The sequence below is a fragment of the Acidovorax sp. IB03 genome (assembly GCF_016406015.1).
In the GTDB taxonomy this organism is placed as follows: domain Bacteria; phylum Pseudomonadota; class Gammaproteobacteria; order Burkholderiales; family Burkholderiaceae_C; genus Acidovorax; species Acidovorax temperans.
In genome coordinates, this window is sequence record NZ_JAEFCH010000016.1 from 64,671 (window position 1) to 88,791 (window position 24,121).

The following is a 24,121-nucleotide window of genomic DNA, read 5'->3' on the forward strand; positions in this document are numbered from 1 at the left end:
AGCGGGTGCGTGGCGGCAGGTTCCTGATTTCGACTTTGCAACCTTGGAGAGACTACAAGCTATGACGATCAAGATTGGTATCAACGGTTTCGGCCGTATCGGCCGCAACGTGCTGCGCTCGGCCATCCAGAACTTCAGCGACATCGAAGTCGTTGGCATCAATGACCTGCTGGAGCCCGACTACCTGGCTTACATGCTGCAGTACGACTCGGTGCATGGCCGCTTCCAGGGCACTGTGGCCGTGGAAGGCAACACCCTCATCGTCAACGGCAAGAAGATCCGCCTGACACAAGAGCGCGACCCCGCCAACCTGAAGTGGAACGAAGTCGGCGCTGATGTGGTGATCGAATCCACCGGCCTGTTCCTGGACAAGGCCTCAGCCCAGAAGCACATCGACGCAGGCGCCAAGAAGGTCATCCTGTCGGCTCCTTCCAAGGACGACACGCCCATGTTCGTGTTCGGCGTGAACCACGACACCTACGCTGGCCAAGCCATCGTCTCCAACGCCTCGTGCACCACCAACTGCCTGGCCCCCGTGGCCAAGGTACTTCATGATAAGTGGGGCATCAAGCGCGGCCTGATGACCACCGTGCACGCAGCCACTGCCACGCAAAAGACCGTGGACGGCCCATCGAACAAGGACTGGCGCGGCGGCCGCGGCATTCTGGAAAACATCATCCCTTCCAGCACTGGCGCTGCCAAGGCCGTGGGCGTGGTGATTCCTGCGCTGAACAAGAAGCTGACCGGCATGTCCTTCCGCGTGCCCACCTCCGACGTGTCGGTGGTGGACCTGACGGTGGAGCTGGACAAGGCTGCCACCTACGACGAGATCAAGGCCGAGATGAAGGCCCAGTCCGAAGGCGCCCTGAAGGGCGTGCTGGGCTACACCGAAGACAAGGTGGTGGCCACCGACTTCCGTGGCGACACCCGCACTTCGATCTTCGACGCTGACGCCGGCATCGCGCTGGACGGCACCTTCGTGAAGGTCGTGAGCTGGTACGACAACGAATGGGGCTACTCGAACAAGTGCCTGGAAATGGTGCGCGTGGTGACTGCCAAGTAAGGCACCCCAAGCTGCCTGCGAAACGCGCCCCGAGGGGCGCGTTTCTCTTTGGTAGGTCACCTTGGCAGGAATGCATCACGCAGCCCGCCTACGCAGCATCGGTGCGCGCGCCTACAGCCGCAAGGTGTGTTCAACGGCAGCATAGGGTCAGTTCTGTTCTCTTGTCGCCCATGAACCTACAACGCCTTTATCGCCTGGCCCGCAAAGCCGTCATGGCCTGGATGGATGACTTTGCCCCGAGCATGGGCGCGGCGATTGCGTACTACACCGTGTTTTCCATCGCCCCCCTGCTGGTGATCGTGATTGCCGTGGCAGGCGCGCTGTTTGGGCGCGAGGCGGTCCAGGGCGAAATCGTGGGGCAATTGCAAGGGCTCATCGGCCAGGACGCTGCCGTGGCCGTGCAAGCGCTGGTGCGGGCTGCCAGCGAGCCCACGCGCGGCCTGGTGGCGGGTCTGATCAGTGGCGTGGTGCTGCTGGTGGGTGCCACCACCGTGTTTGCCGAATTGCAAAGCGCGCTCGACCGCATCTGGCATGTGCCGCAGCGGGCCAAGCCTTCGGGCCTATGGGCCGTGCTGCGCGCGCGGGTGCTGTCGTTCGGGCTGATCCTGGGGCTGGCCTTTCTGCTCATCGTGTCCCTGGTCATCAGCGCGGGGGTGGCGGCCCTGGGCGGCTGGGCCAGCGGCCTGTGGCCGGCCTGGGAGGTGACGCTGCAAGCCCTGAACACCCTCATTGCGGTAGGCGCCACCACCGTGCTGTTCGCGATGATTTTCAAGTTCATGCCCTCGGTGCCACTGCAATGGCATGACGTGTGGGTGGGCGCTGCCGTGACGGCTGTGCTGTTCGAGCTGGGCAAATTCGCCATCGGCTACTACCTGGGCAAGAGCGGCGTGAACGAAACCTATGCAGCAGCCGGTTCGCTGGTGGTGGTACTGGCCTGGGTGTACTACGCCGCACAGATCTTTCTGCTGGGGGCCGAGTTCACCAAGGTGTATGCCGACGAGCGCGGCAGCGCAGTGGGCAAGCGTGCGGTGGCCGCCACGCAGACCGGCGCTTTGGTGGCGGCAGCAGGCTCAGACATCACCGCCGACATGCTGCCCGCCACACCTGCGGGCACTGCCTCGCCCGCAGCGCACAGCGACGTGCTGCAGGCGCAAGTGCAAATATTGGAGCAGCGCACCGGCCAGCAGCGTGCGCAATTGTGGGCGCTGGCTGCGCTGGTACTGGCACAGCAGGTGCGCTGGCATTGGCATCGCCGCAAAACGCGTCGCGCGCCGCGCCCTTAGCAACATCAACCCATCAGGCCTGCAAAGGGGCCACGCGCAGGGGGTGGGGAGGCTCGGCAGGCATCTGGGCCACATGCACGGTGCGGGCGGGCAAGGCAAATTTCACGCCCATGGCGGCCAGCTCGCGCATCAAGCCCAGGTTCAGGGTCTGCTGCAGGTCCATGTACAGATTGAAGCCCGGGTCCTTCACGATGTAGACCACCTCAAACTCCAGCGCGCTTTGCCCAAAGGCCTTGAAGTGCGCCCGGTCGAACTCCAGCTGCGGCTGGGCTTCTACCAGCCGCTGCACCACGCCTGGGATGGCCTCGACCTGTTCGATGGGCGTGTCGTAAGGCACGCCAAAGCCGAACACGATGCGGCGGCGCTGCATGGGGCGATAGTTGCTGATGGTCTGCTTGAGCAGGTCGGTGTTGGACATCACCACCTCCTCGCCCTGCAGGCTGCGGATGCGGGTGGTCTTGAGGCCAATCATCTGCACCGTGCCCGCCACGTTGCCCACCACCACAAAGTCGCCCACCTGGAACGGCTTGTCCACCGCGATGGACAGCGATGCAAACAAATCCCCCAGGATGTTCTGCACCGCCAGGGCCACCGCAATGCCGCCCACCCCCAGGCTGGCAATGAAGGCCGTGATGTTCACCCCCAGGTTCGACAGGATGGCCAGCAGCACCACGCTCCACAGCAAGGTGCGCAGCCCCCACGACATGAGCGTGGCCGAAGCGCTCACCTGCGTCATGCCCGAAGACGCGTGCTGCGCAAGGTAGTGCCGCACCCCGATGCCGATGGCGCGCATGCCCCACAAGCCCATCTGCAGCGCCACGGCCACAAACCACAGCTGGCTCAGCCGGTTTTCCCAGCGCCCGGGCAGATCGAGAAAACTGGCGCCCACCAGCAGCGCCGCCACCAGCATCAGGAAGCGGCTGGTGCCTTCCAGCACATCCACCAGCGCACGGGCCACCCCGCTGTGCGACTGGCTGGCCCACGCACGGGCACGGCCGGTCAACAGGCTCAGCGCCAGCAATATGCCCAGATAGGTGGCCACCCCCGCCAGCACGGCGATCAGCAAGCTCCACAGCGGCACGCCCGCAAAAGTGGTCTCCTGAACCCAGGAAAGAAAGGCGGATGGTGGCATGCAGGGTTCTCCTTGTGTGTAGCGTTGGCAAAGACCACGCCCAGGAACCACGGGGAGCACCAGGGCAGGCAGCCTTTCAGCATGCCCGCGCATCGCGCACAACACCATCCGCAGTGCTTGCAAATGTTTGTAGGACATATCCCACAACCCAAGGCACAGGCGGCGCTGGCCTCGGTCTTTTCACCCATGCGATGGGCGGGGCGAAGCCCGGCCAACCGCGAAGGGGCAACACCCAATGGATGCTGTCTCAGACGCCTGTGCGCTCCGCGTAGGCCTCGGTATCCACTTCGCTGGCGTTCTGCGGGTTGTAGCGGTTGCCCACCACAGTGCGCTCGTTGATCAGCGCTTCCAGCCGCTCGATGACAGCGCTGCCGAGCTGCACCTGCACAGCCCCCAGGTCGTCGTGCAGATGCTCCACACTGGTCGTGCCCGGGATGGGGATGATGTCCTGCCCCTTGTGCAGCAACCAGGCCAGCGCCAGTTGCGCGGGGGTGCAGCCCACTTCGGCCGCGATGGCACGGTAGCCTGCCAGCAATTGCAGGTTGGCTGCATACGCCTCGGGCGCAAAGCGCGGCATGCCACGGCGGATGTCCTTGGCGTCCAGCGTGCCCACATCGGTGAGGTCGCCACACAGAAAGCCCCTGCCCACCGGGCTGAAGGCCACAAACGCCACGCCCAGTTCACGGCAGGCGTCGAGCACCGCAATCTCGGGGTTGCGCGTCCACAGCGAATATTCGGTTTGCAGGGCTGCAACGGGGTGCACGGCATGGGCGCGGCGCAGCGTGGCGGCAGACACTTCCGACAGGCCAATGCTGCGGATCTTGCCCGCGCGCACCAGGTCGGCCAGCGCGCCCACGCTGTCTTCAATCGGCACGCTCTTGTCCCAGCGGTGCAGGTAATAAAGGTCAATCACATCGGTCTGCAGGCGGCGCAGGCTGTCTTCGCAGGTCTGGCGCAGCGTGGCGGGGCGCCCGTCAATCTCGCGCACCAGCTTGCCGTCGCCATTCACATCCACGCCCTGCATGCCGCACTTGCTGGCCAGGGTGAAGCGGTGGCGGTGCGGCTTCATCACCCGGCCCACCAGGGTTTCGTTGGCGCCAAAGCCGTATAGCGCCGCCGTGTCGAACAAGGTCACGCCCGCATCCAGCGCGGCCAGCAGCACACGCTCGCCCTGCTCAGCGCTGACCGGGGCGCCATAGGCGTGCGAGAGGTTCATGCAGCCCAGGCCAATGGCGCTGACCTGGAAAGGGCCCAAAGCACGTTGTTGCATCACATCTCCGATATCTAATGAAAAACGCCCGCAGCGTTTGATCTACGGGCGTTAGCAGCTACTGAATCAATAGCAGCATCAAACCAGTTGCTGCTCCAGATCATGCAACACCTGGTAGCAAGGCAGCACCTGCGCCACGCTGGCGTTGGGCTCGCGGCCTTCGCGGATGGCGGCGAAGAACTCGCGGTCTTGCAGCTCAATGCCGTTCATCGACACATCCACCTGGCTCACATCGATCTTCTCTTCCTTGCCGTTCACCAGATCGTCGTAGCGGGCGATGTAGGTGGCGGTGTCGCCGATGTAGCGGAAGAAGGTGCCCAGCGGGCCGTCGTTGTTGAAGCTCAGGCTCAGCGTGCAAATCGCACCGTTGGCCGCCTTGAGCTGGATGCTCATGTCCATGGCAATGCCCAGATCCTTGTGGATGGGGCCCTGGATGGCGTTGGCTTTGACGATGGGGCTGCCCGCCTGGTAGGCGAACAGGTCCACCGTGTGGGCGGCGTGGTGCCACAGCAGGTGGTCCGTCCAGCTGCGGGGCTGGCCCAGGGCGTTCATGTTGGTACGGCGGAAAAAGTAGGTTTGCACATCCATCTGCTGGATGTTGAACTCGCCCGCCTTGATTTTCTTGTGCACGTACTGGTGGCTGGGGTTGAAGCGGCGGGTGTGGCCGCACATGGCCACCAGGCCCGTCTGCTTTTGCAGGTTCACCACCGCCTGGCCTTCGCTCAGGATGTCGCACAGCGGGATTTCCACCTGCACATGCTTGCCCGCTTCCAGGCAGGCAATGGACTGGCTGGCGTGCATCTGCGTGGGCGTGCACAAGATCACGGCGTCCACTTCCTTGATGGCCAGGCTGTCGGCCAGATCGGTGGTGACGTGCTTAATACCGTACTTGTCGGCTACTTCCTGGGTCTTGGCCAGGTCGCGGCTGATGAGGGAGACGACTTCGACGCCGTCAATGTTCTTGATGCCGTCCAGGTGCTTGATGCCGAAGGCGCCCGCGCCGGCGAGTGCGACTTTGATGGTCATGGGGTGATGTCCTTTGGGATTCGGTTCAGTTCTCAAGAATCAGGTGGCCCACGGCGGTGTTGGACGCGGGCACATGGTAGAAGCGGTGCGCCACTTTGGGGGCCGGGCCCCCGGCCACATCGGCCATCGCACCACGGGCGATGAGCCACATCACCAGCTCAATGCCCTCGCTGCCCGCCTCGCGCACGTAGTCGATGTGCGGCACTTCCGAGCAAGCGGCAGGGTCGTTGATAAGCTGGTCAAGCCAGGCGTTGTCCCACTCGCGGTTGATGAGGCCTGCGCGTGCGCCCTGCAACTGGTGGCTCATGCCCCCGGTGCCCCAGATGTGCACGTTCAGGTCTTCGTCGTAGCTCTCCACCGCGCGGCGGATGGCCTGCCCCAGCTGAAAGCAGCGGCGGCCACTGGGCACGGGGTACTGCACCACGTTCACCGCAAACGGAATCACCGGGCAGGGCCAGGCACCGGTCTGGGGATGCTGCTCGCCGCACATCAGCGACAGCGGCACCGTCAGTCCGTGGTCCACATCCATCTTGTTGACGATGGTGAGGTCAAAGTCTTGCTGAATCACGCTTTGCGCGATGTGCGAGGCGAGTTCGGGGTGACCGATCACCTTGGGCACCGGGCGCGGTCCCCAGCCCTCGTCGGCGGGTTGGTACTCGGCGGCGGTGCCGATGGCGAACGTGGGAATCAAGTCCAGGCTGAAGGCCGTGGCGTGGTCGTTGTAGACGAGGAAGATGACATCGGGCTTGTGGTCCTTCATCCATTGCCTGGAGAAGTCGTAGCCTGCAAACAATGGCTTCCAGTAGTCTTCTTGCGTTTTGCCCAGGTCCATGGCCGCGCCAATGGCGGGGACGTGCGATGTGTAAACGGATGCGGTAATGCGTGCCATGGTGTTCAGTCTTTCTGGGCCTGCCCGGCCTTGCCTTGCGGCTGGCGGTGCGCCTGGGCATCGCCGTCTTCGCCGATGTAGCGGTTGCCTTCGGCACTGCGGCCACCGCCGATCATCATGGCGCGGTATTCCTCTTCGGTCATGCCGGTCATGGAGCCCGCCATTTGCTGGAAGCTCTTGCCATCGGTCGCACCGATCTTGGCCAAAAAGTAGATGTTGCCGCCGGTGCGCATACACCAGTTGAGGTCGCGGGCCAGCACGGCCTGCTTCTGCTCTTCGGTCATCGCCCATTCGTCCAGATAGGCGCGCTCGTTGGCCTTGAAGCGCTCGCGGTTCTCGGCCTTCATCAGGCTCATGCAGAACTGGTTGAGCCAGTAGCCTTTGCGGCTTTGCTCCGCATCAAAGATGATGGTGCCAGGCACGTCCTGGTAGGGTTTGTCGAGTGCCATCTCAGACCTCCTCGGGCCAGTAAAGCTTCATAGGGTTGGTGACCAGCAGCTTCTGCTGCAGCTCGGCCGTGGGCGCAATGTGCGGGATGAAGTCCACCAGCAGGCCGTCGTCGGGCATGTGGTCCTTGAGGTTGGGGTGCGGCCAGTCGGTGCCCCACAGCACGCGGTCAGGAAACTCCTGCACCACGCGGCGCGCAAAGGGCACCACGTCCTGGTATGCAGCCTGTTCGCCGTTCAGGGCCTTGGGGCCGGTCACGCTCAGGCGCTCGGGGCAGCTCACCTTGCTCCACACGTTTTGGTGCTCACGCATGAACTTGAGGAACAGCGCGAACTCTTCGCTGTCCACGCCCTTGCTCACATCCGGGCGACCCATGTGGTCCACCACCACGGTGGTGGGCAGGCGGGTGAAGAAGTCCCACAGCTCGGGCAGGTCCACCGCCTCAAAGTAGATCACCACATGCCAGCCCAGCTTGGCAATGCGGCCTGCAATCTCCATCAGCTCGTCCTTGGGCGTGAAGTCCACCAGGCGCTTGACGAAGTTGAAGCGCACACCGCGCACGCCTGCGGCGTGCAGCTGTTGCAGTTCCTCATCGGTGACGCTGCGCTTGACGGTGGCCACGCCACGCGCCTTGCCGCCACTGGCCAGGCAGGCATCCACCATGGCGCGGTTGTCTGCGCCGTGGCAGGTGGCCTGCACGATCACGTTGCGGGCAAAGCCCAGGTGGTCGCGCAGCGCAAACAGCTCGTGCTTGCTGGCATCGCAAGGCGTGTACTTGCGCTCGGGCGCGTACGGAAACTCCGCACCGGGGCCGAACACATGGCAGTGGGCGTCCACCGCGCCAGCGGGCAGCTGAAAGCGGGGCTTGGCAGGGCCGGTGTACCAGTCGAGCCAGCCGGGGGTTTTGGTGAAGCCTTCGGCTTGGGTGAAGACCTCCGCTCTGGTGAATTCGCTCATTCGCGTGCTCCTTGGATTCTTGCCGGCTCGCAGGTCAGTCGAGCGAGACGTTGGCTTGGCGGATCACGTCGCCAAAGCGCTTGGCTTCGTCCTTGACGAACTGGTCGAACTGCGCACGCGTGGTGGGGAAGGGTTCGTAGCCAAAGGTCTTGAACTTCTCCGTCACATCGGGGCCGGTCAGGGCCTGCTCGATGTCGCGCTTGATCTTGTCGGTGACGGCAGCGGGCAGGCCGGGCGGCACGGCAATGGCGTTCCAGCCGGTCACGGCAAAGTCCTTGGGGCCGCCGGATTCGGCCACGGTGGGCACGTCGGGGAACTCGGGCGAGCGCTGGGGCGCGGCCAGGGCCAGCAGGCGCAGCTTGCCAGCGCGGTACAGCGGGCCCGCAGTGGCGGCGCTGCCCATCGCAAAGTTGATATCGCCTGTGGAAACCGAGGTGTAGAGCTGCGTGGTCTCCTTAAAGATCACATGCTCCATCTGCGTGCCGGTCATGCTCTCGAACAGCTCAGAGCCCAGGTGCACCGGGTTACCCACCGACCACGAGCCGTAGTTGAGCTTGCCAGGGCGCGCCTTGGCGTCGGCCACCACGTCAGCCACGGTCTTGTAGGGGCTGTTGGTGCCCACGGTGAAGAAGAAGTAGGTGCGAAACAGCGGCAGCAGGGTGTCGAAATCCTTGGCCGTGTCGTAGGGCAGCTTCTTGAACAGGCTGGGGTAGGCGGCCAGGTGCACGTTGTCGAGCACGATAAGGTCATGCCCGTCCTTGGCGCCGCGCTTGAAGGCATCGATTGCAATGAAGCCGTTGCCGCCGGGGCGGTTTTCCACCACCACCGACTGGCCCCAGGTTTTGGAGAGCTTGTCAGCCACCAGACGCGCCACGCCATCGGGGCCGCCGCCCACCGGGAAGGGGGTGATGATGCGCACAGGCTTGGTGGGGAACTGCTGCGCGGCGGCCCACTGGGGCGCCAGCCCCAGGGTGGCGGCCAGGCCCACAGCCAGGGCGGCGGTGCGGCGGTTCAGGGTTGCGAAAGTTGCCACGGGATGTCTCCTTGATGTAATTACTATTAATTTGATAGCTGCTTGCGCTTTATTCATAAGCGCTACAGGCCTTTTTTACTTGAAATTGCTTGCAGACAGACAGGTCAGTCGATGTAGCGCAGGCCCTTCTTTTCCAGTGGCTCGCGCATCTTGTACATGTCCAGCCCCAGCACGCCGCTGGCCAGCTTGGCGCGCTTTTCGCCTTCCAAGCTCTCGCGCTTCTGCGCAGCTTCCAGCGTCTGTACCGCCCGGGCAGCGGGCACGCACACAATGCCGTCATCGTCTGCCACGATCACATCGCCCGGCGTGACCAGCATGCCGGCGCACACCACAGGGATGTTCACCGAGCCCAGGGTTTCCTTGATGCAGCCCTTGCTGGAAATGCACTTGCTCCACACCGGAAAATTCATTTCGTTGAGGGTCTTCACATCGCGCACACCGGCATCGATGATGAGCGCCCGTGCGCCACGCGCCTGGAAGGATGTGGCCAGCAGGTCGCCAAAGTAGCCATCGGTGCACTCGGCGGTGATGGCGGCCACCACGATGTCGCCGGGCTGGATCTGCTCGGCCACCACATGCATCATCCAGTTGTCGCCGGGGTGCAGCAGCACCGTCACGGCCGTGCCGCTGACCTGCACGCCACTCTGGATGGGGCGCATGTAGGGCTTGAGCAGGCCCACGCGGCCCATGGCCTCGTGCACGGTGGCAGAGCCCAGGGCTGCGAGGCCATCGGCGGCTGCGCGGTCGGCGCGGGTGATGTTGCGGTAGACAACGCCCAGTTCGTACATGTCAGAGCCCCTTTGCTTTCAGGCGTGAATCGAGTCGGGAGAACACGCGGCGCGTGTTGGCTTCGTAGATCTGGTGCTTGTCGTCAGCGCTCAGAAGGGTGCTGGCCTCGATGTAGCGCTTGGTGTCGTCGTAGTAGTGACCGGTGGTGGGGTCGATGCCGCGCACCGCGCCGATCATTTCGCTGGCAAACAGCACGTTCTTCACCGGGATCACGGTGTTGAGCAAGTCAATGCCGGGCTGGTGGTACACGCAGGTGTCGAAGTACACGTTGTTCAGCAGGTGCTCTTGCAGCAGGGGCTTCTTCATCTCCTGCGCCAGGCCCCGGAAGCGGCCCCAGTGGTAGGGCACCGCGCCGCCGCCGTGCGGAATCAGGAACTTGAGCGTGGGGAAGTCCTTGAACAGATCACCCTGGATGAGCTGCATGAAGGCCGTGGTGTCAGCATTCAGGTAGTGCGCGCCAGTGGTGTGAAAGCACGCATTGCAGCTGGTGCTCACGTGGATCATGGCGGGCAGGTCGTACTCCACCATCTTTTCGTAGATGGGGTACCAGCGCTTGTCGGTCAGCGGCGGGCTGGTCCAGTGGCCGCCGGAGGGGTCGGGGTTCAGGTTGATGCCGACGGCGCCATATTCCTTCACGCACTTTTCCAGCTCGGGAATGCAGGTGACCGGATCGACGCCGGGGCTTTGCGGCAGCATGGCCACGGGCACGAAGTGGTCGGGGAACAGCGTGGAGACGCGGTAGCACAGCTCGTTGCAGATAGCAGCCCAGGTGCTGGACACATTGAAGTCACCGATGTGGTGGGCCATGAAGCTGGCACGCGGGCTGAACAGCGTGATGTCGCTGCCGCGCTCTTTCATCAGCTTGAGCTGGTTGGTCTCGATGGACTCGCGCAGTTCGTCGTCGCTGATCTTCAGGTCCGCCACTTTGGGCATGGCTGCGGGGTCTTGGATGCCAGCGATCTGCGCGTTGCGCCAGTTCTCCAGCGCCTTGGGGGCCGTGGTGTAGTGGCCGTGGCAGTCGATGATGAGGCTCATGAAGGGCTCCTTGGATGCTTGGAATCGGTATATCAGGTCGGCGCGCGGCTAAGCGGGCTCCATGCCCTGGCGGCGTTTGGCGGGCGCCGCCTGCGGGGACGCCATGAACGCCAGCAGCGCCTGCGCGGCCGCGGGCTGGGCGGCGGCTGTGGCCACCGCGCCCGAGAACGTGGTGGTGATCTGGATGGGCTCTGGCAGCGGCCCGGCCAGCGTGATGCCTGGCACGTGCAGCAATTCACTCAGCTGCTGAAAGCCCAGCTCCACCTCGCCGCGCGCCACCAGCGTGCCCACGGGCACGCCCGGTGGGGCCTGAACAATGCGGGGCGCAATTTCTTGCGCAATGCCCCAGCGCTCGAACAGCCGGGCCAGCGCCACACCGCTGGGGCCGGTGGAATAGCTGAGGCTGCGGGCCGCCAGCACCGCGCGACGCACGGCGTCTTCCGAGGCCAGGTCGGGCACGGGGGCGCCTTCGCGCACTGCCACGGCCACGCCGGAATGCACCAGATCAACCTTGCTGCCCGCCCGCACATGGCCCGAGGCCGCGAGCTTGTCGATGGCGTCCGAGGCGAGGATGACCACGTCAAACGCCTCACCCGCCTGCACGCGCCGGGCGGCATCCACCCCGCCTACGGATTCGATGTGCACCGGGTCGGCCGATTGCTGCGCATAGGCGGCCACCAGCTCTGCCAGCACCTGGCGGGTGGCCATGGACGAAATGCCTTGGAGGGGGGTAGCCATGCGTCTCCTGTGGATGCGGTGCGGCCGGAGTAGGCGCTGCGGCGCCTGCCTGACCCGTGAAAAGGCTTGATTGTGGTCATGGCGCGGCCCGTGCGACAGCATGCCAAGCCACTACCAGATATACCATTCTGTGATGGCCAAATGGCAGATATTCCAATAACCATAGCTGCCGACCCGCCGCAGCCTACCGGGAGAGCCCCATGGACTTGAAACAGATCGAATACTTTGTGCGCGTGGCAGAGCTGGGCAGCTTTACCCGGGCTGCCGTCGTGCTGAACATTGCCCAGCCCGCCCTGAGCCGCCAGGTGCGCCTGCTGGAGGTGGAGCTGCGCCAGAACCTTCTGGTGCGCAACGGGCGCGGCGCCATTCCCACCGAGGCCGGCAAGCTGCTGCTGGAGCATGGGCGCGGCATCCTGCACCAGGTGGAGCGGGCACGCGAAGAGCTGGGCCGGGTGCGCGGAGCGCTGGCCGGGCGCGTGGCCATTGGCCTGCCCACCAGCGTGGCGCGCGTGATGACGGTGCCGCTGACCCGCGCCTTCCGCAACGAGCTACCCGAGGTGCGCCTGTCCATCAGCGAAGGCTTGTCGGGCGCCATTCTGGGCGGGCTGAACAGCGGCCACCTGGACCTGGTGGTGCTCTACAACGCCCAGCCCTCGCGCGAGACCGATGTGGCGCACCTGCTTGACGAAGACCTGGTGCTGGTGCGGGCCCGCCCGCCAGGCCTGCTGGAAGACCCGCCGCCCGGCCCCATCGCACTGAGCGAGGTGGCCCAACTGCCCCTGGTCATCCCCACCCGGCCGAATGCGATCCGCATGCATGTGGAATCAGAAATGGCCCAGATTGGCTGCACCCCGCAGGTGGCGCTGGAGATTGACGGCGTGTCTGCCATCCTCGACCTGGTGGCCAATGGCGCAGGCTGCGCCGTGCTGTCGCGCAACGCGCTGCTCAACTCGCCACGCCCCTCGGCCTACACCGCGCAGGCCATTGGCACGCCACCGCTGCGCATTGCGCTGTCGCTGGCCACCAGCCTGCAGCGGCCATCCACCCAGGTGCAAAAGGCCGCACTCGATCTGGTTCGCAGAACAGCCGCGGCGGTGTTCCAGCCGCGCTGAGTGCGACTGGCAGCGCACGCCAAGGAGGCTAGTGCGAGGTGCCCTCGCTGCGCGTGATCTTGTTCCACACGTTGTACTTGCCCACGGGCTTGCTCATGGGCAGGCGCTTGACTTCCTTGAAGGTCTGCGCGTCGAACACCACCACGGCGCCGTCCATCTCCCACACGCTGGCCAGGGCGTAGCGCCCGTCTTTGGTGAACTCGATGTGCGCCAGTGTCTTGCCCGGCTCGCGCACCTTGGCCACCACCTCCAGCGTGCGCTTGTCGATGATGGTGAGGGTGTCTTTGCCCGTGGGGCTCATCATCGAATCGGTCCAGGCAAACGGCGTGTTCTCGTGGCTGCGCATGAAGAAGCCGGGGCCGGGCGTGGCAATGGTGCGCACGGGCTTCCAGCTCTTCATGTCCACCACGTCAATGGCGCCCCCCTGCAGGTTGGGGCTGGCCAGCACGGTGGTGCCGTTCCAGGCAAAGGTGATGCCCGAGCCCAGGTGCGGCATACCGGCAATGGGCAGGTCGGCCACCTTGCGGCGGATGTTCAGGTTCACCACCTGGGCGGTGGCACCTTCGGCTTGTGCAGACTGGCGGGGCCGCGTCGCACCCAGCACGTAGGTGTAGGTCTGGTCGAAGAAGAAGTCGTCCAGCGGCTCCTCCAGCGGGGTGCGGCGCACGCCCTGGAAGCCCGGCTTGGCAATCGACTCGCCCATGCGGTAGTCGTGCACATAGCCGTCATGGATGGGCTCGGCCGCCGGGTCGTACGAAATCTCCCACAGCTCGGGCACGTCCTTGAGGGCCACCACAAAGCTGCGGCGCGGCGTGGCGTCGTACACCGCCGACACGCGCGAGGCCTGCTTGCCATCGAGCGAGGTGGCGGGGTAGTTGCGCACCAGGTTCAGGTCGGCATCGAACAGCACGGCGTTGCGCGGCAGGTAGTTGGCGGCCATCACCCAGCGGCCATCGCCGCTCACCGCCACGTTGCGCATGTTCAGGCCCGCACGCACCTCGGCCACGACGCGCAGGCGCCACAGGTCGTACTTGGTGATCCAGCCATCGCGCGAACCGAAGAACACATAGCGCCCGTCGGGCGTGAACTTGGGGCCACCATGCAGGGCGTAGCGGCTGGCAAAGCGGGTGATGACTTCGAACTTGTCCCCATCGAGCAGCGAGACATGGTGGTCGCCCCCCTCCACCACCAAAAACAGGTTCATGGGGTCGGCAGACCACACGGGCTTGGCGGGCTCATCGGCCGGTGCGGGGGTGACCACACGCGATGCGCGAATGTCGTCATCGCCCCAGGTGGGCGCGGGTTGCACCGGGCTGCGCACCCACTGCGCCAGGGCCTGGATTTCGGGGGCGCTCAGCGTGCCAGCAAAGCCGGGCATTTGCGTGGCGGTGCGGCCCTGGCCAATCACGCGCAGCACCTCGGCGGGGCGCACGCGCTCCAGGCTTTCGGGCAGCAGGGCCGGGCCCATGGCGCCGGTGCGCTGGGGCGCGTGGCACGCGGCGCAGTGCTGCTGGTACAGGGCAGGAGCATCAGGCACCGCAGCGGTGGAGGCGGTGGCGGGCGCAGAAGTCTGCGCCAGCGCGGCCCCTGAAGCGGCCAGCAGGCCCGCAGCGCACAGGGCCAGCACGCGCACGGTGCGGGTCAGGCGGTTACTGCGCATGGCTCACCTCCATGAAGTGCACGGGGTGCGGGGCCGCAGGTTCGGCCACGGCCAGGTGCTCGGTGCCGGTTTCTTCGTCCGTCAGGTAGCAGCCGGGGTCAGAAGCCCAGGGGTTGCCGGTGAGCTGCTGGGCGCGCACGCGGGTGTTGCCCCCGCACAGGCTGAAGTAGCGGCATTGCGCGCAGCGGCCTTCCACCGGCCGGGGGTGGGCCTTGAGGCCGGCCATGAGCGGGTCGCTGGTGTCAGCCCAGATGGCCGAGAACGGCCGCTCGCGCACGCTGCCCAGGTCGTGGTGCCACCACATGGTGTCGGGGTGCACATGGCCCAGGTTGTCGATGTTGGCCACGTTGACGCCGCTGGAGTTGCCGCCCCAGGCCTGCAGGCGCGCGCGCAGATCGGCGTGCCAGCGGGGCAGGCGCCGCTGCACCCACTGCAGCAGGTAGGCACCATCGGCATCGTTGTTGCCGGTCACGTAGTCTTCGTCCAGCCCGTCCAGTGCGGCTTGCCAGGCGCGTTCGAACAACAGGTCCAGCGCCTCGCGGGTGGCGGTGAAATGCGCGTCCTTGCCCCGGTGGATGTTGCCGCGCCCGGCGTAGTTGAGGTGCGAGAAGTAGAACTTCTGCGCGCCCTCTTCGCGCATCAGCGCCAGCAGCGCGGGCAGGTCGTGCGCGTTCATCGACGTCATGGTGAAACGCAGGCCCACCTTCACGCCCCGCGCGCCCAAGAAGCGCACGGCCGCCAGGCTGCGATCAAAAGCGCCGTCGAGCCGGCGGAATTTGTCGTGCGTGGGCTTGAGGCCGTCCAGGCTGATGCCCACGTAGTCAAAACCGGCAGCGGTCACGCGGTCGGCCATGGGCTCGTCAATCAGCGTGCCGTTGGTAGACAGGCCGATGTAAAAGCCCATGCCCTGCGCGCGCGCGGCAATGTCGAACAGGTCGGGGCGCATCAAGGGCTCGCCGCCCGAGAGGATGAGCACGGGCACGCCGAAAGCGCGCAGGTCGTCCATCACCGTATAAACCTCTTGCGTGCCCAGCTCGCCCGCATAGTCGTGGTCGGCCGACAGGGCATAGCAATGCTTGCAGGTGAGGTTGCAGCGGCGGATCAGGTTCCAGATCACGACCGGGCCGGTGGCCTTGCGGTCGCGCACCACGGGGTATTGGCCTGTGGCCTCGGCTTTTGCCAGCTCGCGCATGTATTGGCTGATGCGAAACATGGTCAGTCTTCCTTCAGGCGCAGGCCTGTTTTTTTGAGCACCGCACTGGAATACAGAATGTCGTGCTGGCGGCAGTGCGGCCCCAGCAGTTGGGCAAGTTGGGCGGCCTGTTCGGCCACCTCGTCGCGGCTGCGCCCGTGCAGCATGGCGAACAGGTTGTAGGGCCACACCGGCAGGCTGCGCGGGCGCAGGTAGCAGTGGCTCACGCCGGGCAGCTGGGCCACCTGGCGGGCCAGGGCATCCACCTCGGCATCGGCCACGTCCCACACGCTCATGCCGTTGGCGGTAAAGCCCAGCTTGTAGTGGTGGGGCACCGCGCCAATGCGGCGCACCAGGCCGGTGTGCAGCATCTCGGCCAGCCGCTGGCGCACGCGCTCGCCGCTCACGCCCAGGGTGGCGCCCACGGCGTCGTACGGGCGGGGCACCAGGGGCAGGCCGGCCTGGGTGGCGGCGATCAGCGCGCGGTCAAACGCATCCAGCGCCATGGGGCACCTCCAGCGGTGGGGGCAGCGTTTCGCCGGGGGGCAGCAGCGGCAGGCGCAGCTCCACGCGGTATTCGCGCTCTTTCGGAAAGGCGTGCACTTTCAGGCCCGTGGCGCTCTCAATGCGCTGCAGCACCTCGGTGGCCTGCGCGGGCGACTCAGCGGCCACCACAAACCACATGTTCAGCGCGTGTTCACGCCGGTAGTTGTGGGCCACCTCGGGCAGGGCGTTGACCTGTGCAGTCACGGCGTCATATTGCGCTTCGGGGGCTGACAGCGCGGCCAGCACAAACTGCCCGCCTGCGCGTTCGATCTGGAACAGCGGGCCAAAGCGGGTGAGGTAGCCGTCATCCAGCAAACGCTGCAACCGTTGCAGCACGTCCTGCTCGGTGGTGCCCAGCGCCTGGGCCACGGCGGCGTAGGGCGCGTCCACCAGCGGAAAGCCGCCGTGCAGGTAGGCCATGAGCCGCAGGTCTTCAAGGCAGGGCATGGGCCACTCCTTGCGCGGTGGGTGCTGCGGCGGCAAACCGGCGCCCGCCCGTCTGCTTGAAACGGCGGCGCGAAAACAGCACGGCGTGGGGCTGGTGGGCCAGGCCGCTGCGCTCCAGGGCGCTGGCCACCACCTGCTCCACCGCCTGCCGATGGGCGCCGTGCACCATGCAATACAGGTTGTAGCGCCAGCCGGGCGCGCGGGCGCGGCGGTAGGCCAGCGTCACGCCAGGCTGGGCGGCCAGGGCGCAGCCGGCGGCGTCTACCTCGTCGTCGGGCACATCCAGCACCGTCATGGCATTGGCGGCAAAGCCCAGCTCGTGGTGGCGCACCACCACGCCAAAGCGGCTGAGCACGCCGGTGTGCAGCCACTGCTGCAAGGTGGCCTGCACCTGCGCGGCGGTGGTGTCCAGGGCCTGCGCCCACTGGGCATAGGGCTGGGCCACCAGGGGCAGGCCCGCTTCGGCCAAGGCCGCCAGGGGCCAGTCGGCATCAGCCAGCTGGGCGCGGGGCGCCACCTGCGGGGGCTGCAGGGCGCAGCTGGCCGCCTGGGCGGCGTGTTGCGGGCCGGTGGTCAGCTCGGACGAGAGGTCAAACGCCAGGTCGATCCGATAGGGCTGCAGCATGGGCAGACGCAGGGCCGTGAGGCCGGTGTCCGCCTCCAGGCTGACGATGGTGCATTCCACCTGGGCGGCGCTGGGGCCGGTGACCACGAACCACAGGTTGTAGGCATTCTCCCGTTCGTAGTTGTGGTTAACGCCCGGGTGGGCCGACACCACGGCGGCAACGGCTTCCAGCCGCTCGGGCGGCACCGCCATGGCCGAGAGGATGGAGGCCCCGCCGCTGCCCGGCGCAAACACCGCCCCAATGCGGCTGAGCGCGCCTTCGCGCGACAGCTGGCGGTAGGCCTGCAGCACCTGCGCTGCAGATAAATCCAGCGCCGCGCCCACCACGGCAAAGGGCTCGTCGCACAGCGGAAAGCCGCGCTGCCACGCGTTGAGCAGCGACAGGCGCTGCGCGGGGCTGGGTTGGAAACCGGTGCTGCCCAGGGCAGGCGCAGCGGGGTCGGGCACGGCCTGCATGTCAGAACCCCATGCGCTGAGCGCGCGCGGTGAAGAAGATGCCGCTGGGGGCGTCCACCGCCAGCGTGGCCAGAGTCTGGCGCGTGGCAGTGTCGATGACGCGCACCAGGTGGTCGTCGCGGCAGCTGATCCACACCGCGTCGCCGCGGGGCGTGAATTCCATGTGCAGCACGGCCTTGCCGGGCCGCAGCGTGTCCACCACGCGCTGGCTGGGGGTGTCGATCACCTGCACCCGGTCGTAGTCGGGCACGGCAAAGTTCACCCACACCTGGCGGCCATCGGGCCGGGCCATCACGAACACGGGCTGGCCCGCCACGGGGATACGCCCCACCTCTTGCCAGGTGGTGGTGTCCACCACCAGCACCTCGTGGCGGCCAATGGCGGGCAGGTAGGCGTGGCGCCCGGCCACGGCCCAGCCGCGCAGGTGCGGCATCTTGTAAACCGGCAGCGGCTGCTGGCCCCGGCCGTAACCGGCCAGAATGCGCCTCACCTTGGGCTGGGGTTCCCACAGGTCCACCATGGCCAGGCCGTCTTCACCGAACAGGCCGGCGATGTAGTGGCGCCCATCGGGCGTGACCAGCGCGTCGTACGGCTGGCGGCCAATGCCCTCGAGGGTGTGCACGCGGGGGCGGGTGGGGTCGGAGCAATCGGCAATGCAGATCGCATCGGCATCGAACAGGCTGTAGGCAAAGCGGCGCTGAGGCAGGTCCACCAGGCCGACAACGCGCGAGCGCTGCCCGTTTCCATAAGTGGCGGGCAGGTCGGCCAGCAGCTCCAGGGTTTTTGCGTCAAACACCTTTACGCCGCCAGGCACGTAGTTCTGGGCGGCCACCAGCGTGCCGTCGGCACTCACGGCCCCGCCAATCGAGTTGCCGGCCTGCATCACGCGGTGCACGATGCGTTCGCGCAGCAAGTCCACCTGCGTGAGGCCGCCATCGCGGCCAAACACGTAGGCGTAGCGGCCATCGCGCGAGAACACTACCGAGGCGTGCGACAGATCGCCCAGCCCGGTGATTTCGCCCAGCAGCGAGCGGTCGCTGGTGTTGACCACCGTGATGGCGCCCCGGGCACGCTGGATGACCACGCCCAGGTCGCCGGTGCCACGCAGGGCGGCTGGGGATGCTTCCGCAGCGCGGCCATCGGCCAGGGCGGCGCAGCCACTGGCCCACAGGGGGGCCGAGGCCATCAGGGTCAGCAGCCCACGGCGTTGTAGGGGCTGGAAGGCGGGTGGATTCATCGCGCAGGTCTCCGGGATTCTTCAGGAAAGCCCTCGGCCAGCTGCTGGGCCACCCAGTGGGCTTCTTCGAGGGTGAGCATGGCGCTCCAGCCCGGCATGGGGGTGCCGGGGCGGCCGCCGTAGATGGTCGAGGCCATGGACAGCAGGGGTTTGCCCTCCAGCGCCTGGGGGGTGATGGCGGGGCCCAGCCCACCCGTCAGCCGCATGCCGTGGCAAGAGCCGCAGTCTTGCCGCACCATGCGCACCAGGGCGCTTTGGCGCTCTGCACTGGGGGCGGGGACAGGGACGGGCGCTGGCGCAGGCTGCGCCAGGGCAGCGCCTGCGGCCGCGCAGCCCAACCACCCCAGCAGGCAGCAGCGCAGCAGCGCGGCGCGCCACGGGCCGGGCCGGAAAAAGCGGGGGATGTGTGTCATGTCGTCACCGTGGGAGCGTGGGGCGCGCAACACAGGTTGCGGCAACCGCCTTCAATGGACGCATCCTCTCGCGTGTTGGAAGCGCCGACCTTGAACTAAGTCAAGGTCGGGCCGGGCATTGCGTTTAAACATCGGGCCTGTTTCCACCACACAACGAGATCCACGATGAGCTTCCAGAACAACGCCCCGGGCGCTGCAGCGGCAGACCAGCCCGCAGGAGAAGGCCCCACTGCGCCCGTGGTTTCCCCCGTGGGTCATGTCACGCTGGTGGGCGCGGGCCCTGGCGACCCGGAGCTGCTCACCCGCAAAGCCTACCGGGCGCTGCAGACCGCCACGCTGGTGCTGTACGACCACCTGGTCGGCCCTGCCGTGCTGGACTGCATTGCGCCTGGCGCCGAGCGCATCTACGTGGGCAAGGAATCATCCCGTCACACCCTGCCGCAGGAGCAGATCATCGAGCTGATGGTGCGCCTGGCGCGCAGCGGCCGCAATGTGGTGCGCCTGAAGGGTGGCGACGGTTACATCTTTGGCCGAGGGGGCGAGGAAGTGCAGGCCCTGGCCGAGGCCGGCATTGGCTTTGACGTGGTGCCCGGCATCACCGCCGCGCAAGGTGCGGGCGCGTCGGTGGGCATTCCGCTCACGCACCGCGACCACGCCTGCACCCTGGTGTTTGCCACCGGCCACCTGCGCGAAGACCGCACCGTGGGGCTGGACTGGGAACTGCTGGCCCGCCCCCGCCAAACCGTGGTCATCTACATGGGCGTGGGCGCCCTGCCCGCCATCTGCAGCCAGCTCATCGCCCACGGCCTGCCTGCCGACACCCCCGCCGCCGTGGTGGAAAACGCCACCCTGCCCACCGAGCGCTGCCTCACGGCCACCCTGGCCACCCTGCCCGCCCTGGCCGTGGCCGAAAAGGTCCAGCCCCCCGCCCTCATCATGGTGGGTCAGGTGGTGCAACTGCACCCGCTGCTGGCGCGACCAGGCACCGTGCTGCAAACAGTGCCAACGGCCCAGGAAACCAAAGAGCTCGCCACCGCCTAACCGAAATGCTATCATTTCGATAGCTACCAGCGCTTACCCAATAAGCGCCAGGTGCCAATTTCAGGCTCTTCTAGCGAATAGTAGTGATGGAAATCGCCGCACGTCTGTAAACGACGATTTCGACGTACGACATTTATCGAGTGCATCACTAGCATTCGCTAGAAGAGCCCAATTTCATTCAAATACCCAAGGAGCCCCTTCAGAGGGCGGGTGAAGGCCTGCGGGCGCCGCGCAAAGCCGACACTTTCCTACACCGCTGCGGCAAGGGCGGTGCTACAACAGAGGCTGGCCTGTGCGCACCCACCGCCCGCGCACCCCACCCGCTGCCCATGCCCAACGCACCCCGCCTCAAGATCGGCCTGTCGGCCTGCTTTCAACACGCGGATCCCACCCGCCCACTGTTCACCAACAAAACACTGCAATACGTCGAGCAGTCCATCGCGCACTGGCTCATGTCCGCCGGGGCCATGGTGGTGATGGTGCCCTGCCCCACGGGCGAGACGGCGCGCGGCGACGTCACCCTGCAGCACTACGCCGAATGGCTGGATGGCGTGGTCATGCACGGCGGCGCCGATGTGTGGCCCGGCAACTATGGCGAAGAACCCCTGCGCGAGGAATGGATTGGCGACCGCGTGCGCGACATCTACGACCTGGCGCTGGTGAAGGCCTTTGCCGAGGTGGGCAAACCCATCTTTGGCGTGTGCCGGGGGCTGCAGCTCATCAACGTGGCCTTTGGCGGCGCGCTGTACCAGGACATCGAAACCCAGCACCCCGGCGCACTGCAGCACCGCAACGCCGTGGCCTACGACCAGCATTTCCACGACATCCAGATCGTGCCCGATTCGCGCCTGGCACAGCTCTACCCCAACCTGCCCCGCGCCCGCGTCAACAGCATCCACCACCAGGGCATCAAGCGCGTGGCGCCCGACTTCGTGGTCGAAGCCCTGAGCGAGCCCGACGGCGTGCCCGAAGCCATCCGCGTCAAACCCGCACCGGGCCGCGGCTACATCGCCGCCACCCAGTGGCACCCCGAGTTTCACAAGCTCGGGGCCGACACGCTGGACGACACGGCCATCCTGAACGATTTTTTGGCAGCGTGCGCTCACGCCAAAGCGCACCCCGTGCGGCGCGACCAACCCACCGGGTTGCGCGACCGCGCCACGCGCCTGCTGCGCAGCGCGCTGCGCAAGGACAGGGAACGCGGGGAGTGATCAGGCACCGCGCTTGCCCTTGGCATGGGCTGTGGGCTGTTGGCCGCACCCGGCGACCATCGCGCCATGCCATTCGGACGACCCCGAAAATACCTGAACAGGTTCAATGGGCAGCACTGCACTGCCCCCTTGGCAAAGTAGGCCCAGTCCTGCGTGCAACATAGAAACACGCCGCACCCAGCGGCAGCGGTTGGCGATACGGTGGAAAGAGCAAGCTCAGGGCGGCTTTCCTTCAGGATTTCGCCGCAGCCCAGGTCTTTGCAACGTGGGGCACCTCTTTTATTGCCCCCGCTTTGTTGACGAGGCGGGGCCAACCACGAGGCGCTCCAAATCTTGTCACGCAACGCGGAGGCTACCGATGCAAGAAAATTCCACCGATCCCCATCCTCTTGGCAACCTGGCTTACGACTGGGTCACTTTGGTGCAGAACAAGGCCCAGGCCCTCATGGCCTACGACCAGTACATCAAAGACGCCGAAGCCGCCGGCTCCGCCGAGTGCGCGGCGTTCTTCCGCAAGGTGCACGACACCGACAAGGCCCAGTTGGCGGAAGCCAAGCAGCACCTTGTAAAGGTGCTACAAGGCAAGATGGGCGGGCATAAAGGTCCGGGCCGCTGCACGAGGTGCGGATGCCTGTCGGGCTCGGTGCCACAGGTCGCTTCCCCAGCCAGCAGCAGTGGCAATGAGCGATACAGTGGGTGAGCCGCTCAGCGGTTACGGCCAGTCTGCGCTTCGCTCCGCGCGGCCCGCTGGGCCTAACGAGCAGGGCTGCGCACGGTCCATGACTAGTTGCGCGATAGCCGGTATGTCATGCAAATCGAGAGCAGGGCCGTGCGGCACTCGTTGTGGCTCGTCGCTGGCGGTGGCAACAATGCCCGGCCAGCCCGGCCCCAGCGGCGCCTTGAACAAGGCTGGCCGCCACACCTCCAGTTTCGGAAAATCTCCCGTCTTGAATCCCTCGATCAGCACCAAGTCGCACGACTGAAGGCGCGATAGCAGATATTCCAGTGGTGGATGAACCTGCTCACGCAGCTCATGCATCAAGGCCCAGCGCGCCTGCCCCAGCAGCATGACCTCGCCGCAGCCCGCCTCCCGCAGGCGGTACGAATCCTTGCCGGGGCGATCAATCTCGATGTCCTTGTGGCTGTGCTTGATCAGCGACACCGAAAGCCCCCGGGCGCGCAGTTCAGGGACAAGCCGCTCCAGCAGCGTGGTCTTGCCCATCCCCGAATGGCCCGCGATACCAAATAGTTTCATGGTCAATCCATCTGCGCGCCGTGCCTGATACCGTACCGAATCACCCCGTCAGGGCAACACGGCGGCATCCTTGGCGTTCATCTCCAGGAACTGCAGCACCAGCTTGCGCTCTGTGTCGCTCAAGCCCGCGCGCGGGAACATGCTCTGCGTGATGCCATGCCACTGGCTCTTGGTGAAGTCGCCGGGTTCACGCGGTACATGGCACAGCGTGCAGCGCTCGTAGAAGAGCTTTTCGCCGGGAATCATCTGGCTCATGGTGGCGCCCTTGATGCGGGCGGCACGCTCGGTGAGCTGCAGGGCGGCCACGTCCAGCTTGCGCACCGGGGCACGTTCGATGACGGGCGGCTCATAGGCCCGGTTTGGCGACTCGGCATCGTCGCAGCGCTTGAGGTCTGCAATGCAGGTGTTGGCGCTGGTAGCCTGACTCAACCCGCTCGATGCCACGCTGGTGGTGATCATGTTGATCGCACCGCTGTTGCACCGGCCCTTGGAGTCGAGCTGGATCCAGTTGCCCTCTTCCAGGCTGACCACGCCCTTCATGATCTTGTCGGTGACCACCGCGCCAGCAATCAGGGCGCCCCGGCTGTTCGACAACTCCACCAGGTCACCGTTCTTGATGCCCTTGTCTGCAGCGTCTTCCACGCTGATGAGCACATGCTGGCGGCCCTTGACGTTTTGCTCAAAACGCACGTCGGCCTGGGCCATCTGCGAATGCACACGGTTGTACGGGTGCGGGCTGACCACGTGCACTTGGCCGGGCTTGGCGTTGCCCAGGAACTCGGAAGGTTCCAGGTACTTGGGTACCGGTGGGCAATCGGGCACATTGAAACGGGCGATCTCCGAGCAATACAACTCGATCTTGCCGGACTTGGTGTGCAGCGGGTGCTTGGCCGGGTCGGTGTAGAAGTCGCCATGGCGCACCCATTGGCGCATCTTCTCGGGCACCTCGATGCGCACCAAGCCTTCCTTCCAGAACTGATCGAACGGAACCTTTTGGCTCGTCTTTTCGTACGAGGCCTTGAGGATGTCCATCACCGTCTTGCCCTCGGTGAACCCGTATTCCACGCCCATCAGTGCGGCCAGGCGGCGGAAGATCTCGAAGTCGTCCAGACTCTCGCCAAAGGGCTTGATCACCTTGCGCATCGCATAGATCTTGTCGTTGCTGTAGGTACGGATAGGAAATTCAACCGCATGAGGCCAAGTATGGCACGAGTTTTGGGCCTCGAAACACGTTCGGCCAAGGAAGGTTGAGCGCTCGCTTGCC

Annotated in this window: 25 protein-coding genes; 6 read left to right on the forward strand and 19 right to left on the reverse strand. The window is 65.9% G+C overall.

What is annotated here, in order from left to right:
- Window positions 1–61 precede the first annotated feature (61 nt).
- A complete protein-coding gene (gene gap / locus IHV84_RS11060; RefSeq protein WP_198846895.1) occupies window positions 62–1,063 on the forward strand; it encodes a type I glyceraldehyde-3-phosphate dehydrogenase in 1,002 nt (333 codons plus the stop codon).
- A 170-nt stretch (window positions 1,064–1,233) separates the two neighbouring features.
- Window positions 1,234–2,346 (forward strand): YihY/virulence factor BrkB family protein, encoded by a 1,113-nt coding sequence (locus IHV84_RS11065; protein WP_198846896.1) that lies wholly within the window; start codon window positions 1,234–1,236, stop codon window positions 2,344–2,346.
- 13 nt (window positions 2,347–2,359) lie between these two features.
- Here the strand turns inward: IHV84_RS11065 and IHV84_RS11070 are convergent, their stop codons facing one another.
- The 10 genes from IHV84_RS11070 to IHV84_RS11115 all read right to left on the reverse strand — a co-directional run bounded on the left by IHV84_RS11070 (window position 2,360) and on the right by IHV84_RS11115 (window position 11,662).
- A complete protein-coding gene (locus IHV84_RS11070) occupies window positions 2,360–3,478 on the reverse strand; it encodes a mechanosensitive ion channel family protein (protein WP_066693705.1) in 1,119 nt (372 codons plus the stop codon).
- 247 nt (window positions 3,479–3,725) lie between these two features.
- Complete coding sequence (locus IHV84_RS11075) at window positions 3,726–4,748, reverse strand: aldo/keto reductase (RefSeq protein WP_198846897.1); 1,023 nt, start codon at window positions 4,746–4,748, stop codon at window positions 3,726–3,728.
- 78 nt (window positions 4,749–4,826) lie between these two features.
- Window positions 4,827–5,774, reverse strand: a complete 948-nt coding sequence (locus tag IHV84_RS11080; RefSeq protein ID WP_198846898.1) for a Gfo/Idh/MocA family oxidoreductase — start codon at window positions 5,772–5,774, stop codon at window positions 4,827–4,829.
- A 25-nt stretch (window positions 5,775–5,799) separates the two neighbouring features.
- Window positions 5,800–6,663, reverse strand: a complete 864-nt coding sequence (locus tag IHV84_RS11085; RefSeq protein WP_198846899.1) for a class III extradiol dioxygenase subunit beta — start codon at window positions 6,661–6,663, stop codon at window positions 5,800–5,802.
- Window positions 6,664–6,668: 5 nt separating this feature from the next.
- Window positions 6,669–7,112 carry a protocatechuate 4,5-dioxygenase subunit alpha gene (gene ligA, locus IHV84_RS11090; RefSeq protein ID WP_198846900.1) on the reverse strand — a complete coding sequence of 148 codons (444 nt, stop codon included), beginning with the start codon at window positions 7,110–7,112 and terminating at the stop codon, window positions 6,669–6,671.
- Between the two features lies 1 nt (window position 7,113).
- On the reverse strand, window positions 7,114–8,067 hold the full coding sequence (locus IHV84_RS11095) for an amidohydrolase family protein (protein ID WP_198846901.1): 954 nt from the start codon (window positions 8,065–8,067) through the stop codon (window positions 7,114–7,116).
- Window positions 8,068–8,101: 34 nt separating this feature from the next.
- On the reverse strand, window positions 8,102–9,100 hold the full coding sequence (locus IHV84_RS11100) for a Bug family tripartite tricarboxylate transporter substrate binding protein (protein ID WP_370541252.1): 999 nt from the start codon (window positions 9,098–9,100) through the stop codon (window positions 8,102–8,104).
- A 104-nt stretch (window positions 9,101–9,204) separates the two neighbouring features.
- Entirely contained in the window at window positions 9,205–9,888 is a 684-nt protein-coding gene (ligK, locus tag IHV84_RS11105) for a 4-carboxy-4-hydroxy-2-oxoadipate aldolase/oxaloacetate decarboxylase (RefSeq protein WP_066694022.1), read from the reverse strand.
- A 1-nt stretch (window position 9,889) separates the two neighbouring features.
- Entirely contained in the window at window positions 9,890–10,924 is a 1,035-nt protein-coding gene (locus IHV84_RS11110; RefSeq protein WP_198846903.1) for an amidohydrolase family protein, read from the reverse strand.
- Window positions 10,925–10,972: 48 nt separating this feature from the next.
- Entirely contained in the window at window positions 10,973–11,662 is a 690-nt protein-coding gene (locus tag IHV84_RS11115; protein WP_198846904.1) for a substrate-binding domain-containing protein, read from the reverse strand.
- Window positions 11,663–11,862: 200 nt separating this feature from the next.
- On the opposite strand from IHV84_RS11115, the gene IHV84_RS11120 reads away from it, so the two are divergent.
- On the forward strand, window positions 11,863–12,774 hold the full coding sequence (locus IHV84_RS11120) for a LysR substrate-binding domain-containing protein (RefSeq protein WP_198846905.1): 912 nt from the start codon (window positions 11,863–11,865) through the stop codon (window positions 12,772–12,774).
- A gap of 28 nt (window positions 12,775–12,802) precedes the next feature.
- On the opposite strand, the gene IHV84_RS11125 is transcribed toward IHV84_RS11120, so the two are convergent.
- Genes IHV84_RS11125 through IHV84_RS11155 form a run of 7 tightly spaced genes read right to left on the reverse strand, consistent with a single transcriptional unit; the run spans window position 12,803 to window position 19,350 of the window.
- Window positions 12,803–14,434 carry a nitrite reductase gene (locus IHV84_RS11125; RefSeq protein WP_198846906.1) on the reverse strand — a complete coding sequence of 544 codons (1,632 nt, stop codon included), beginning with the start codon at window positions 14,432–14,434 and terminating at the stop codon, window positions 12,803–12,805.
- On the reverse strand, window positions 14,424–15,647 hold the full coding sequence (nirJ, locus tag IHV84_RS11130; RefSeq protein ID WP_198846907.1) for a heme d1 biosynthesis radical SAM protein NirJ: 1,224 nt from the start codon (window positions 15,645–15,647) through the stop codon (window positions 14,424–14,426). The genes IHV84_RS11125 and nirJ overlap by 11 nt, the downstream gene beginning before the upstream one ends.
- A 2-nt stretch (window positions 15,648–15,649) precedes the next feature.
- The gene (locus IHV84_RS11135) at window positions 15,650–16,132 is read right to left on the reverse strand and encodes an AsnC family transcriptional regulator (RefSeq protein ID WP_198846908.1); all 483 of its coding nucleotides are present in this window, start codon (window positions 16,130–16,132) and stop codon (window positions 15,650–15,652) included.
- Window positions 16,113–16,619: an Lrp/AsnC family transcriptional regulator gene (locus tag IHV84_RS11140; protein WP_198846909.1), complete on the reverse strand. Its 507-nt coding sequence runs from the start codon at window positions 16,617–16,619 to the stop codon at window positions 16,113–16,115. The genes IHV84_RS11135 and IHV84_RS11140 overlap by 20 nt, the downstream gene beginning before the upstream one ends.
- Entirely contained in the window at window positions 16,606–17,700 is a 1,095-nt protein-coding gene (locus IHV84_RS11145) for an Lrp/AsnC family transcriptional regulator (protein WP_198846910.1), read from the reverse strand. The genes IHV84_RS11140 and IHV84_RS11145 overlap by 14 nt, the downstream gene beginning before the upstream one ends.
- Window position 17,701: 1 nt before the next feature.
- A complete protein-coding gene (locus IHV84_RS11150) occupies window positions 17,702–18,886 on the reverse strand; it encodes a cytochrome D1 domain-containing protein (protein ID WP_370541254.1) in 1,185 nt (394 codons plus the stop codon).
- Between the two features lie 47 nt (window positions 18,887–18,933).
- On the reverse strand, window positions 18,934–19,350 hold the full coding sequence (locus tag IHV84_RS11155; protein ID WP_233099954.1) for a cytochrome c: 417 nt from the start codon (window positions 19,348–19,350) through the stop codon (window positions 18,934–18,936).
- Window positions 19,351–19,515: 165 nt separating this feature from the next.
- Here IHV84_RS11155 and cobA point away from each other — a divergent pair, with 165 nt between their 5' ends.
- The 3 genes from cobA to IHV84_RS11170 all read left to right on the forward strand — a co-directional run bounded on the left by cobA (window position 19,516) and on the right by IHV84_RS11170 (window position 22,302).
- Window positions 19,516–20,391, forward strand: coding sequence for a uroporphyrinogen-III C-methyltransferase (cobA, locus tag IHV84_RS11160; RefSeq protein ID WP_198846912.1), 876 nt, complete (start codon window positions 19,516–19,518; stop codon window positions 20,389–20,391).
- A gap of 329 nt (window positions 20,392–20,720) precedes the next feature.
- Window positions 20,721–21,602 (forward strand): gamma-glutamyl-gamma-aminobutyrate hydrolase family protein, encoded by an 882-nt coding sequence (locus tag IHV84_RS11165; protein WP_198846913.1) that lies wholly within the window; start codon window positions 20,721–20,723, stop codon window positions 21,600–21,602.
- A gap of 358 nt (window positions 21,603–21,960) precedes the next feature.
- Window positions 21,961–22,302 carry a hypothetical protein gene (locus tag IHV84_RS11170; protein WP_233099955.1) on the forward strand — a complete coding sequence of 114 codons (342 nt, stop codon included), beginning with the start codon at window positions 21,961–21,963 and terminating at the stop codon, window positions 22,300–22,302.
- 12 nt (window positions 22,303–22,314) lie between these two features.
- Here the strand turns inward: IHV84_RS11170 and mobB are convergent, their stop codons facing one another.
- Complete coding sequence (gene mobB, locus IHV84_RS11175) at window positions 22,315–22,857, reverse strand: molybdopterin-guanine dinucleotide biosynthesis protein B (RefSeq protein ID WP_198846914.1); 543 nt, start codon at window positions 22,855–22,857, stop codon at window positions 22,315–22,317.
- 48 nt (window positions 22,858–22,905) lie between these two features.
- On the reverse strand, window positions 22,906–24,121 hold a 1,216-nt coding region (locus IHV84_RS11180), incomplete at its 5' end, for a molybdopterin dinucleotide binding domain-containing protein (RefSeq protein WP_304503481.1).